Here is a 12,139-nt window from a genome sequence, read left to right as displayed (position 1 = left end):
AACCGGGGTCAATATTGGATGCCGATAGGGGGTCAATGTTCAATGCCGATTGACACAATGGGGCGGTGTATGTGAACGAACTGGACTAGAGTGCCCGCCGACTGACCAATTTGGTGGCGGTACACAGCCTGTTTTCACTTCGGTTGCATATGGCTGTTTTGTCCGCGCAACAGTCATTGGTGACCGTTGTAGCGAATGGCGGCTGTGAGCCCAAAGGGGTCAATTGGCAGAACAGTATCTTATCCGAAAGTTGACTCTAAGCTTCTGGGTCTCTCGAAGTTTTATCGAGCTCGGCGAGTTCCTCCCAAATGCCTTCAGGGATGGACCACTCTGCCCATTCCGTCGCCTGTTCAACATGCTGAGGCCACGTCACTCCGCAGACCGTCGAAGTGATGTCATCGTCTTTCATCGAGTATTGCAACGCGACCGCCCCGACCGGGACATCGTAGCGTCCGCATACCTCTTCAACAGCACGTATTGGCGCAAGTACTTCATCATCTGCTGGTCTGTAGACATAGAAGCGATGGATCGCACTGCCTCGGGCAAGCGCACCTCCGGAATAAGGTGCTGCGTTCAATATCGAAACGCCTCGTGATTTCGCGAGTTCTATCAGAGGTGCCGCGTTATCGTTCACTAGCGTATGTCTGTTGTGTGTCAGGACCACGTCAAAATCCCAACCCTCCAAAATTGGCATCATTAAGTCGATACGTCCCGCCGCGATTCCGACCGCCTTTGCAAGACCTTCCTCCTTGATACGGAACAACTCTTCAATCGCGCCGCCCCGTCCTTTAACCTCAGATAGGTCATTTGCATATTCGACATCATGGACGTGGAGTATATCAACGCTGTCGACGCTTAGGGCCGTAAGACTTTCCTCGAATGATCTACGTGCCTGAGAAGCATCAAAAGCACCGGTTTCCATGTGCCGGTCGATTTTGGTGGAAAGCACTCGCCCGTCCGGCCAACCACCAAGCTCACGAATGACTTTTCCTATGCGCTCTTCACTTCGTCCCATGGCGTAGCAACGGGATGTGTCCAGGAACGCATTTGGCTGCGAAAGAATTGCCCGAATTGTATCAATCGCGCGGTCTTCCTCAACTTCATACCCATAGATTTCCGGGATACTTCCCAACCCCGTCGATCCAAACCCGATGCGAGGGACCCGTATACCTGTCTTACCAATTTCACTTAGCTCCGCCATGCCAACCTCCCAATTGGTTCCGGACATGCGCAGATGTTGCGCGAGTAATTTATTTAAAACAAGTCAGGCTTGTCGCTGGAGTTACTCTCCGGCCTCAACGCAATCGTTCAAGCCGAAAATTCACAAAGCTTTTTCGCGAATGGCAGAAATGTCCGCAGAGCTGTCATTCCGCGCAACTCTCTCCAATGTCTGCTTCTCTCAGAAACCGGGCATTGCAAAGTCTAGTAGACCGCCCAGAGCGGCCACTCGGCGCTGCTCCGCGCGTTGAGCGCTTGCGAGTCCTGAACGCAGCTGCGCTGGTTCATTTTGGTGACGACAACTATTGCAGTTTGAAAATGGGATTGCGCATTTCTTTGAGGATGTCGTGTTCATCGGTCCAAGGCAGCAAGAATTCGAGCATCTCGTTCGTATGGATCCTCACGGAAATGAACGGCCCCATCTTCGACCCAAGCAGTCCAATAGGTCAAAAGGACCGGCATGGGCTCGGGTAGGTTAACTCGCGTTGTCTTCCCGCTATCCAAAATTGATTGCATCTTTTGCCGGCTCCAGTCGGGCTCTCCCTCCATCAAAAGGCTGGCAAATTCGAACGGATACTCAAGACGAACGCAGCCGGAACTTAGGTTCCGCTCATTTCGGTCGAAAAGACTGCGGTCGTTGGTATCATGCAAGTACACAGCGTATTTATTAGGAAACATGAACTTGACTAAACCTAACGCATTGTCTGGGCCCGGCTGCTGAACCAAAGTGACGGCGGGGTTCTTTGCTCCCCAGTTCACAGCGTTGGCAGGAATTGTCTGCCCGTCTTTGTTACGAACTACGTAATTGTTGCGCGCCAGATAGGCTGGATCCTTGCGGATCCGCGAAAGCTTGTCTTTCCGAAAAATCGAGGCGGGAACGGTCCAAGTCGGATTGAATTCCATGTATTCAATTTCATCTCGGAACACTGGGGTTTTGCGGTAGGCTGATCCTGTGATTGACCGGGTGGTCCAAAGCGTCCCGCCAGATGTGACCAAGTAAGTACGAGCGCCTGCAATATTTACCAGCACGAACTCCTCGTCGATTTCCCGCATGAGCCAACGGCCCCGTTCCAGGCTGAGGCGCAACTTATTTATGCGGTCTTCGACAGGTTTGTTGAGAGAGGCGAAGGTCTTACCACCAACGACGCCATCTGCCTCCAGGCCGTGACGATTTTGAAAGGTTTTTACAAGTTGCACCAAGTAATCGTCATAAACCCAAGCTGGATTTATGCCGTTTTGGCTGATTTCTTGAAATTCATTTGTTCCCTCGTAGCCTTCTGCCGCTAGCCTTTTACGCAGTTCGGCGACGGCAGAATCCACCATTTCCGGCTTCAGAACCGTTTCTTCGGGAACTTTGTTCCAGCCTCCCTTTGATGCAATAGCTCTGTATTTGCGCAATGCATCAACGAGCATCGTATATTGCGCATTTTCGATATCGATACGTTCAATCAAAGCGCTGAAGCCTTCACCTTGAAGAAATTGGCTCAATACAATGGAAGGGTCTTGTTGAATTACTGGTTTTGAGAAGTTCCAATCGTTATCCAATGCATTTGGATCGACTTTTCCAAAAACCAAATGATGCACGAGTTTTACTGCTGCGTCGGTCGCCAAAATATCGAACAGCGCTTTATTTGAGGCATCGCCACCCTGTGAGTCTTTGAAAGCGGTTCGAAGCCCTTCTAGCTTGAAGTCACTCGGCGTAAAGCCCTGATCAATTGCTCCATCCAACTCCTGAAATAGTTCGTCGACCAATTCAAAACTTGTCCAAGCTGGCGCAAATTCTCTGTCTGAATAGAAACGAGGTACAAGGATTTCTGCGTCCAAACTCTTATTGTTAGAAAGTGTGCTACTCGCATTCGTATTTGACCGTAGCAGCGCTTTTATCTGCTCCGAGACTTGGTCTGCTGCGCCTAAATTGGGGCATGTCATCAGCGTTGCAGTCAGTACAGTTGCAACTGCTGATTTGAGACCTTTTACCATCCGCTCCGTCACCTTCAATCTATATGTCGTTTCTTCGTCGGAGGATACTTCAACATTATGTATAATCAAATTGGAATTTATTGGTCTCGGATCATGCTCGCGCCGCATCGACGACAATTTTTTGCGAATGGCTGCGTTGCCCGTAGAACAGACGGCGGGTGAAAACTTGAGAACGTCTGCTTTGGGCTAAAACAGTTGTTGCCGATTGAAGCAATGAGCGATTGCTTAGAACCTTTCGAGAACAGTGCGCCAAAATTGGATCTACCTTTGGCACGTTTTGTCTGCGGTAGTTTGCGAGCTTTGGCATTTGGAACAACTCTACGGCTTAACACCAGCTTTCTTCAGGCCTTCGACCAAAAGCGCGTTGTGTTCGTGTAGACGGAAGAGGATCAAAGCGCCGGAGACAATGCTGTCTAGGAACGCTGGGGCGAAATCCGCTAGCGCCTGCTCATGTGGCAGGCCTGCTTCGGCACGCCCGAGGTGGGCGGCACTGGCGATCATAAGAGCCCGGCGGATCGGCGCACGCGGCGTCATCTGAATCGCGCGCTCACCCCAATGCATTGCGTCTTCAAAATCAGCGTCGGCGAAGGCAGCTTGGGCGAGCGCCAGATAGGCGTCTCCTACCCAGAGATCAGTGTCGCGTGGGGAAAGCTGGAGGGCAAGGTGGGCATGTTCGCGCGCCTCTGTGGTTCGGCCGACCAAAGACTCATGCCAGGCCATGAAGAAGATGTTCCGGGCAAAGTTCGGGTTCAGTGTGAAGCCCAAACTGAAGTCGGCGTTGGCCCCGTCAAAATCCCCACGGAAATGACGAACCACACCGCGAACGCATAAGGCGCGAGGGTCGAGTTGACCACCAAGAAACAGAGGTTCAACGCTTTTCTCAGCTAGGCCCAGGTTTTCGGTGGGGTCCTCATCGAACTGGTATAGATAACGCATCAAGTAGGCAAACGCTTTGATCCAATGCGCCTGGACATTGCGTGGGTCGAGATCAATGGCGCGATCAGAGGCCGATATGACCTCATCGAACTTTTCCTGAGAGTAGAAGCCTCCTGCATAGAAGATCGCCATTGCACGTAGCGAGAGGTCGTAGGAGTTGAAGTCGATATCTCGAGCCACAGACGCGCGATCTATTTCGGCAATGGATATCTGGGGGGCGATGGCGCCGACCACGCTGCGTGTAATCTCATCCTGTAACGCGAAGATGTCGTCTAGCGTGCGGTCGTAGCGCTCAGCCCAAACATGAGCTCCATTTGTGCAGTCGATGAGTTGGGCAGTAATGCGCACGCGGTTTTGGGCTCGACGGAGGCTGCCCTCTAGCATGTAGCGAACACCGAGTTCACGAGCGACATCTATATGGGTGACGGGGCGACCCCTGAACGAAAACGAGGAGTTGCGGGCGATGACGAAAAGCTCGGGAAAGCGCGAGAGCTCTGTGATGATGTCTTCGGAAACGCCGTCACAGAAGTATTCCTGTTCTGGATCATTGGACATGTTCTGGAAGGGCAAGACAGCGATTGAGGGTTTGTCAGTGGGTTGCGATTGGTATTGCGTGGAACCAGATTCGTCCTCCATCGCCAATTTGTAGGCGCGAACTGGCTTGGAGATGTTTTTGAGCGCTACTTCGCCAAGGTCTATGATGTCGTGTTCAATTTTGCCTCGAACCTGCCGGCATGCGTCGTCAGACAGAATGACACCGCCTGGGTCAGCGACGCCTTCGAGTCTGGCGGCAAGATTAACACCCTCGCCATAAATGTCGCCCTCGTCCAAGATTACGTCTCCAATGTGCAAGCCTATTCGGAAGCTGATCCGGCTTTCGGTGGGGCTCTCGGCTTCGGCGGCGTGCAGCGCCTTCTGGAGCGTCGCTGCGGCCTCAACGGCAGAAACGACCGAGCTAAAAAGTGCAAACAGGCCATCACCGGTAAGCTTTATAATCTCACCTCCGGTACTTTCGATACCTGGATTGATGATGTCCCGGCGTAGGTCTTTGAGACGAGCAAGTGTTCCCGCCTCGTTAGCCGCCATAAGCCGTGAGTAGCCGACCATATCGGCGGCAAGTATGGCGGCAAGTCGGCGTGTCATGCGCATTTCCCAATAGCAACCTTTTTTCGAATCTATCAAGTTCGGTAGTAGTGTGCCAACTTTCGAAAATGTCCGGTTTGGGCTATCTACGGTCCTTCGGTGAAAGCGGGCCAATGGCGGCGAAGTCCGCTGAGCAGTCGTTCAGATCTACTGCAGCGAAGGTCCGCATCGAGCTCAAAGCGGACAAGCACCAAATCTCATAATTTTCTCGCACCGGCGATAGCTTCAAACGTCGGTTAATTTTACCATAGTAGCAGGCTTGTTTTTTGCGCCTCGAAACCTTTTGGCGTCGGAAAAAGCGAGCGCATCCTGGCAACAAGTTCGATCTCACCATCCAGCATCTTTCGGACGGTGTTTAACCAGTTATTGAAAGTTTCAGATTCCCAATGATCCTGGACCGCGGCTTCGTTCCTGAACACTTCGTAGAAATAGAAACGATTTGGGTTTGTTTCATCCACCATAATATGAAACTGAAAGACTTCAGGTTCTTCACTGACAACATTTTGCGCTTGGAAGATGCTGGCGTCCAAAAAGGGCTGCCGATACTCAGGTTTTACGTTGATCACGAAGAACCCACCAAACATTGCATCTTCCATATTTGTCTCCTTCATTGATCTAAAAGCGGCGAATGTCGCAAATCACACCTGTCCTGCTGGATGGTGTTAATCTACAGCACTGCGATACCCATGAACCTAAGCGGGTATCCTTTCTTTATCTGCTTCACCCCATCCTAGCGCGCGAGCAAGTTCGTGTGACATTGTGATAAGTGTATGGCCAATCTTTTCTCGCTCGGAAGGTGTAAACACCCGAAGAGACGCCGTAGCGCCGATTGAAAGCGTCGCACCAACACCTGTCTTGGTCAGCGTTGTAGCGACAGAACTGATTCCGCGCTCGAGCTCTTCAACACATTCGGCATACCCTTTGGCTCGAATGACATCGAGTTCCGCGGCCAGATCCTTGGGGTCTGCAATCGTGCGATCTGTGTACTGCTTAAGCTGCCCATCCAATCGGTCTTGAGACAGCAGTTCAGGCGAAACGGCGGCGATTGCCTTGGCGCAAGAGCACGCGTGCATTGGTCGTTTGCCCATACCTGGATGAAGAAAAGACACGCCCGTCTGCGGTGTCTCCACATGAATAATCTCGACCCAATGGCCCCGTAGCCGAGACAAGAAAAACGCAGCGCCATAGTCATTCGCGGCGCTAGATAGGACAGGCGCAATCACTTGCAAAAGAGCGGGATCAGAGTGATCGCTCAACGTGATACGCTTTAGCCTATTCCCAATCGCGAACTCTCCGCGGGTTGGTGATTCAAGGAGGCCGGACGAAACAAGGTCTTGAACCAGCCTGTAGGCCGTCGGTTTAGGTATATCGGACTGAGCACAGATATCCGCTACGGACGCACGTCCTTTTTGACCCACGATTTCCAAAACCAGCGCTAATCGTTCGAGATGCATTTTTCTCACTTTATGATAACTAAGTTTTCGATATACGATACAATTTGGGGAATCAAGGGAGGAGCATACGATGGATGGACAATGCTGTGGACCGGGCTTCAAGAGTCCGCAAGAAGCCATCAAAGCCCCCCGCGAAAAGCTACTCTACACGATCGCCATCTACACCGGGACAGGGATCCAGAAACCTGATTACCTTGCTACAGTGGATGTCGACCCTGACAGCCCGACCTATTCTCAGGTAATCCATAGGCTGGAAATGCCGGGGATTGGGGACGAGCTTCACCACATGGGGTGGAACGCCTGTTCGTCCTGTCACGACGACGGCTCGATGTCCCGCAAATACCTGATCCTGCCGGGTGTACGCTCTAACAACCTTCACATCGTTGATACAGCCACTGACCCGCGTGCGCCGCGGTTGCATAAGGTCATCGACGGGGCCGAAATCAAGGCCAAGGCAGATTTATCGGGCCCGCATACGGTGCATTGTTTGGGCTCGGAAATCATCATTTCCTTCCTTGGAAATGCCAAGGGTGAGGCTCCTGGAGGCTATCTGCATCTCGACAAAGAGTTCAACATCGTCGGTCGCTGGGAAACCTCGATGGGCGAAATCAAATTCGGCTATGACTTCTGGTACCAACCACGCCACAACGTGATGGTCAGTTCCGAATGGGCTGCGCCCAATACCTTCATGCCAGGCTTCGATCTGGAAGAAGTGGGCCATCTGAAATATGGGCGGGAGCTGCATTTTTGGGATTTTGAAAAGCGCGAACCGGTCGAAAGCTTCTATTTGGGTGAAGACGGGCTGTTGCCACTGGAAGTCAAGTTCCACCATGACCCCGACAGCACGCATGGGTTCTGTGGCGCAGCTCTTTCGACCAATGTGATCCATTGGTGGCAAGACGATGCTAAAAAGTGGCGGTGGGAAAAGATCATCGACGTGGAAAACGAGATGCACCCCGAATGGCCGATCCCGTTGCCGGGGGTTATGTCGGCGATCCTGGTCTCGATGGACGACAAATACTTGTACCTGAACAATTGGCTGCATGGAGATATGCGCCAGTATGACATCACCGACCCGCATAATCCCAAGCTGACAGGCCAAGTGTTTATGGGGGGCCTTTTGGGTAAAGCTCCGATCGTTAACGGGGTCGAGGTCGCGGGTGGCCCGCAAATGTTCCAGCTCTCTCTCGACGGACGAAGGCTTTATGTCACGACCTCGCTGTTCTCGACTTGGGATAACCAGTTCTATCCCGATATCCGCGAAAAAGGCGGGGTTATGGTGATGATCGATTGCGACCCTGAAAACGGTGGTATGAAGATCAACGAGGATTTCATTGTGGACTTTGGCAAAGAACCGAATGGTCCATCGCGCTGTCACGAGAGCCGGTATCCGGGCGGTGATTGCACAAGCGACATCTGGCTATGACTATGTATACCGTGACGATCGCGAACAGAGATGGCGCGCAATACTGTGTGGATGCGCGGCGGCCACTTCTGGAAACGCTGAGAGAACAGGGCGTCGACTTGCCTTTTGGGTGCAAGTATGGCGGCTGCATTACCTGCGCGGCAAAACTACAGACTGGCGCGATCGATCAACGCCGACAGGTTGCGCTGAATAATCGGCAAATCGCGAACGGCTATGTGATCCTTTGCGTGGCACGTCCGACATCCGACATCACGCTTGAGATCGGGGTCGAGAGCCATGACAAGCTGTACCGCAATCCGTTTCTCGACCCTCTCAAACCCCACGAACTCAAGGCTGACATTGCGACGCCGAAGGAAGGTTAACCGATGCCCGAAGCAGATATCGACCGCATCTACGATTACGACCCCAAATACCTCGCCGACATCCTGCAGTCGGTTAAAACCATTGCAATGGTGGGGGCTAGCGCGGACAAAACGAAATTCAGCTATGGCGTTCTGCGACAGCTGAGTGAAATCGGCTATGATATTCTACCGGTGAATCCTAACCCGAATGTTTCGGAAATTAGAGGGCTCAAGGTCTACCACTCGCTGGAAGAGATCGACAAACATGTTGATATGGTAGACGTTTTTCGCCCGAAGGAAGAGTTTTATGCCTTTGCCGAGAAGGCTATCGCAATCGGGGCAAAAGTTCTTTGGGGTCAAATCGGTGTGTACGACGACAAAGCAGCGCAACTCGCTGAAGCGGCGGGCCTTAAAGTCGTGATGAACCGATGCCCCAAGATTGAACTCTTCCGCCCGTTTTGGAAGCCGCGCCTGGACCTAAAGATATGATGGAAATTCGATTGGTAGCTGCCTCCTCAACATCCAATAAGGGTGCCAATTGAGATATTGTGCTTACGGAAGAGAAGACAAATAATCCTGCCCGCTTTACGAAATCCGCATACTCTAAACCCAAGAATGGCCGTTTTGTATATAGAACCAACGGCCACCTTGTCCACGAACCAGATATTCAGGTTACATCCCAGCGCCGCGCAGCGGCGAACGGCAGCTTTGTGCGCTCTTCGGACCTCCGTCCCTCTTCCAGCCTCACTCGTGCAACGAGTATCTCCTTTGACGGGCCGCACCGCGGCGACAGAGGTCAAGGTCAAACGGCCGCTTTTGGTCGTCCTCGAAGGGCAGGGCGCCTTGTGATCACACATGCTGCACGGGCTCCCGTGTCTGTTGGGAGCCCAAAGCGATCGCGCTTTCTTGATGGGACCACTTTGCTCTAAATACCGGGCTGACAGTGCTCTCTCTGCAGGCTAGCTTCCAACAAGCGGGGAGAGAAACATGGAAAAGAGGCTTGCGGCTGTGCTGGCGGCTGATGTCGCTGGATACTCGGCGTTGATGGATCAGGATAGGGACAGAACACTCAAAGCGCTTAAGGCTTTCCGTGAGGATCATCTAATGCCCGCTTTGGCTATTCATGAAGGGCGATTGATCAAAAGCATGGGTGACGGCTGGATTGCTGAGTTTCGCTCCGCATCGGCTGCGACAGAATGCGCGATTGCTGTTCAGACGGCTGACCGACCACAGGAGATTCAAGTCCGCATCGGCATACATACAGGGGAAGTAGTTTCGGAAGGCGATGACATATTCGGTGACGGTATCAACATAGCTGCACGTCTCGAGGCATTAGCGGAACCGGGGCAGATATTGCTTTCAGACACAGCACACAACAGCCTAGACCGGAAAGCCGCCGCCTCGTTCTCTGGCGGTCGGAAGACTGAGTTGAAGAACATTGCACGCCCAGTTGGCGTGTGGCGGTGGCCTGTCGGTTCGACGGCTACAAGTGCAACTGTCAAATCTGAGAAACCCGGTATTGCTGTGCTGCCGTTTGACAATATGTCAGGCGACCCGGAACAAGAGTTTTTCGCTGATGGAATTACCGAGGACATCATAACAGAGTTGTCTCGTTTTCGTTGGTTGATGGTCGTAGCGCGAAACTCATCTTTTACTTTTAAAGGTAAGAGCACCGACATTCGCGAAGTTGGGCAGGCGCTCGGCGTGAGGTATGTGCTTGAGGGTTCGGTAAGGCGCGCAGGCCAGCGTCTTCGGATAACAGGACAGCTAATTGATGCAGAGAATGGCAGTCATCTTTGGGCCGATCGTTTCGATGGGATGCTGGACGATGTTTTTGACCTTCAAGATCAGGTCACGCAGGAAGTTGTTACGGCGATCGAACCGTCCGTTCGCCGTGCCGAGACAGTTCGCGCTCGGGCGAAACCGACAGAAAATCTCGACGCTTATGAACTTTATCTTCGGGCCCAGTCACATTTTCACCTGCTGACGGACGAAGACAACCGTGAGGCCATTCGCCTTACGCGTCTGGCGTTGGAGCGCGATCCTGATTATTCGTCGGCAGCTGGATTACTTGCGTGGTTGCATATCCAAAGGATGGTGCAAGGACTGAAACCGATTGACGAAGGGCCGAAGGCAGCTGTTGCTGCAGCAGAACGTGTATTGTTGAGCGATCGCGCAGATGGAATTGCGTTGGCCTACGCCGCACACTCGATCTCTATGCTTGCACAAGACTTGCCGCGAGCTCGCGCAGTTTTCAAACAAGCATTGGCCGAAAATCCAAACGCTGCGACCGTTCACATGCTCGCTAGCATCAATCTGAGTTTTCTCGACAGACCCGAAGAAGCCCTGGAACACGCGACACACTCAATCAATCTCAGTCCGAAAGATCCGATGCGGCACGCAGCCTATGTCGGGCAGGCCTCCGCATTTTTCCAACTTGGCCGCTATGCTGAAGCCGTTGAGGCCAATCGAAACGCCTTGGCCATTAGGGCGAAATTCGTGATTACGCATCTCATGCTCATCGCATCCTTGGCTCAAAACGGAGACCTAGAGTCAGCGAGGGCTGCGGTATCTGAACTGAAGGAGCTTCGTCCGGATCTAGACATTAAAGAACAAACGAGACTCCCCATTTTCAGCGTTCCCGAATGCTCGGAGCAATGGAGGGATGGATGGCTAAGAGCAGGCCTTCCAATCTGAGAAAACAAAATCAAGCAGGCTATGCAGTCCGGCGGCTTCGTCCGCAGAGCGGTCATTGCTGTACCGCACGGCGAACGACTGCTTCGAGCCCAAAGCGGCCACTCATTTAGCGTGAATACTTGGTCAAAATCTGGCTTAAAAACTCTATAATTGTTGACAAAACACGACAAATTGCTTCTCTTGAGCCCATTGCGCCCCCCTAGCAAACAGACGATGCGCCAAATTCGGTTAATGCTCCGCTTCTTTAGGACACAATTTAGCTGCTTGGCCCAAGAGTTAGTGAGCTAAGTTGTGACTGAACGTGAAAATATCGCGGAACAACACCACGCTGAGCACGGTAATCTTCCCTACGACCCTGAAGAATGGGCAAAACGATTAGCCGAGGCGCGAAAGCAGCGAGAAAAAGTACTTTTGAACCGGTCTCCTGACCAAAATCAGAAAAAGGGCGTTTCCGACAAAAAAAAACGCCAAAACAATATGCTTACGCGAATGGCGATTGCCCGCGCACAGCGCGAAGAAGTACTGCAAAAAATAACCAAGCACAAAGTTCCAAATAGCCAAAAGGGCACCGAAACTCTAAAAGTTCTGGGCGTCCGGAGAAAGCTTGATACGACTTATAATGAAGCCAAGCTTGTTATTGGCACGGACGGTCAAACAAAGCTGAATGTCATGTCCTGGGCTTCGGATATTGATGAAGTCGAGGTCAAAAAGCCTATCCAAGAACCACCTGCCGAAGAGTTGACCCAATTTACACTGACCAATGCCGAAAAACCAAGGAAACACGCCTCTTCTCGTCCTACTTCCAAGAGAAAAATAGATGTCGAACAGTCAGGTAAAGCAAAATCTCTCAGGTCACGCGAAGCAATGCACTCAAATTGGCCGAAATTCCACAATGGAAGCTAAGTCAAAAACAGAGCGCCGCGAGTGGTCCAAGTAGCTCCGAA

Annotated in this window: 10 protein-coding genes; 5 read left to right on the top strand and 5 right to left on the bottom strand. The window is 52.1% G+C overall.

Going from position 1 to position 12,139, the window contains the following annotated elements; genetic code table 11:
- Window positions 1-256: 256 nt before the first annotated feature.
- The 5 genes from GOV85_RS20530 to GOV85_RS20510 all read right to left on the bottom strand — a co-directional run bounded on the left by GOV85_RS20530 (window position 257) and on the right by GOV85_RS20510 (window position 6,731).
- Window positions 257-1,201: an aldo/keto reductase gene (locus GOV85_RS20530; protein ID WP_171181694.1), complete on the bottom strand. Its 945-nt coding sequence runs from the start codon at window positions 1,199-1,201 to the stop codon at window positions 257-259.
- A gap of 368 nt (window positions 1,202-1,569) precedes the next feature.
- Window positions 1,570-3,306 (bottom strand): murein L,D-transpeptidase, encoded by a 1,737-nt coding sequence (locus tag GOV85_RS20525; RefSeq protein WP_254443005.1) that lies wholly within the window; start codon window positions 3,304-3,306, stop codon window positions 1,570-1,572.
- A gap of 210 nt (window positions 3,307-3,516) precedes the next feature.
- Entirely contained in the window at window positions 3,517-5,277 is a 1,761-nt protein-coding gene (locus GOV85_RS20520; protein WP_171181692.1) for an adenylate/guanylate cyclase domain-containing protein, read from the bottom strand.
- A gap of 242 nt (window positions 5,278-5,519) precedes the next feature.
- Entirely contained in the window at window positions 5,520-5,873 is a 354-nt protein-coding gene (locus GOV85_RS20515) for a putative quinol monooxygenase (protein ID WP_170789612.1), read from the bottom strand.
- 96 nt (window positions 5,874-5,969) lie between these two features.
- The gene (locus GOV85_RS20510) at window positions 5,970-6,731 is read right to left on the bottom strand and encodes an IclR family transcriptional regulator (protein ID WP_171181690.1); all 762 of its coding nucleotides are present in this window, start codon (window positions 6,729-6,731) and stop codon (window positions 5,970-5,972) included.
- A 70-nt stretch (window positions 6,732-6,801) separates the two neighbouring features.
- On the opposite strand from GOV85_RS20510, the gene GOV85_RS20505 reads away from it, so the two are divergent.
- The 5 genes from GOV85_RS20505 (at window position 6,802) to GOV85_RS20485 (ending at window position 12,098) form a co-directional block, all read left to right on the top strand.
- The gene (locus tag GOV85_RS20505; protein ID WP_171181688.1) at window positions 6,802-8,157 is read left to right on the top strand and encodes a selenium-binding family protein; all 1,356 of its coding nucleotides are present in this window, start codon (window positions 6,802-6,804) and stop codon (window positions 8,155-8,157) included.
- A complete protein-coding gene (locus tag GOV85_RS20500) occupies window positions 8,154-8,519 on the top strand; it encodes a 2Fe-2S iron-sulfur cluster-binding protein (RefSeq protein ID WP_010437915.1) in 366 nt (121 codons plus the stop codon). The genes GOV85_RS20505 and GOV85_RS20500 overlap by 4 nt, the downstream gene beginning before the upstream one ends.
- Window positions 8,520-8,522: 3 nt before the next feature.
- Window positions 8,523-8,987, top strand: a complete 465-nt coding sequence (locus GOV85_RS20495; RefSeq protein WP_170754812.1) for a CoA-binding protein — start codon at window positions 8,523-8,525, stop codon at window positions 8,985-8,987.
- A 498-nt stretch (window positions 8,988-9,485) separates the two neighbouring features.
- Window positions 9,486-11,195: an adenylate/guanylate cyclase domain-containing protein gene (locus GOV85_RS20490; protein WP_170756999.1), complete on the top strand. Its 1,710-nt coding sequence runs from the start codon at window positions 9,486-9,488 to the stop codon at window positions 11,193-11,195.
- 291 nt (window positions 11,196-11,486) lie between these two features.
- Window positions 11,487-12,098, top strand: a complete 612-nt coding sequence (locus tag GOV85_RS20485) for a hypothetical protein (RefSeq protein ID WP_171181686.1) — start codon at window positions 11,487-11,489, stop codon at window positions 12,096-12,098.
- Window positions 12,099-12,139 lie beyond the last annotated feature (41 nt).

The organism is Ruegeria sp. HKCCA4633, from assembly GCF_013034605.1.
Taxonomy (GTDB): Bacteria; Pseudomonadota; Alphaproteobacteria; order Rhodobacterales; family Rhodobacteraceae; genus Ruegeria.
This window is presented reverse-complemented; position numbering and strand designations above follow the sequence as displayed.

Coding starts and splice junctions, on each gene's coding strand:
- GOV85_RS20505 (WP_171181688.1), top strand. CDS start 6,802: ATGGATGGACAATGCTGTGGACCGGGCTTCAAGAGTCCGCAAGAAGCC.
- GOV85_RS20530 (WP_171181694.1), bottom strand. CDS start 1,201: ATGGCGGAGCTAAGTGAAATTGGTAAGACAGGTATACGGGTCCCTCGC.
- GOV85_RS20515 (WP_170789612.1), bottom strand. CDS start 5,873: ATGGAAGATGCAATGTTTGGTGGGTTCTTCGTGATCAACGTAAAACCT.
- GOV85_RS20510 (WP_171181690.1), bottom strand. CDS start 6,731: ATGCATCTCGAACGATTAGCGCTGGTTTTGGAAATCGTGGGTCAAAAA.
- GOV85_RS20490 (WP_170756999.1), top strand. CDS start 9,486: ATGGAAAAGAGGCTTGCGGCTGTGCTGGCGGCTGATGTCGCTGGATAC.
- GOV85_RS20520 (WP_171181692.1), bottom strand. CDS start 5,277: ATGACACGCCGACTTGCCGCCATACTTGCCGCCGATATGGTCGGCTAC.
- GOV85_RS20500 (WP_010437915.1), top strand. CDS start 8,154: ATGACTATGTATACCGTGACGATCGCGAACAGAGATGGCGCGCAATAC.
- GOV85_RS20525 (WP_254443005.1), bottom strand. CDS start 3,306: ATGCGGCGCGAGCATGATCCGAGACCAATAAATTCCAATTTGATTATA.
- GOV85_RS20495 (WP_170754812.1), top strand. CDS start 8,523: ATGCCCGAAGCAGATATCGACCGCATCTACGATTACGACCCCAAATAC.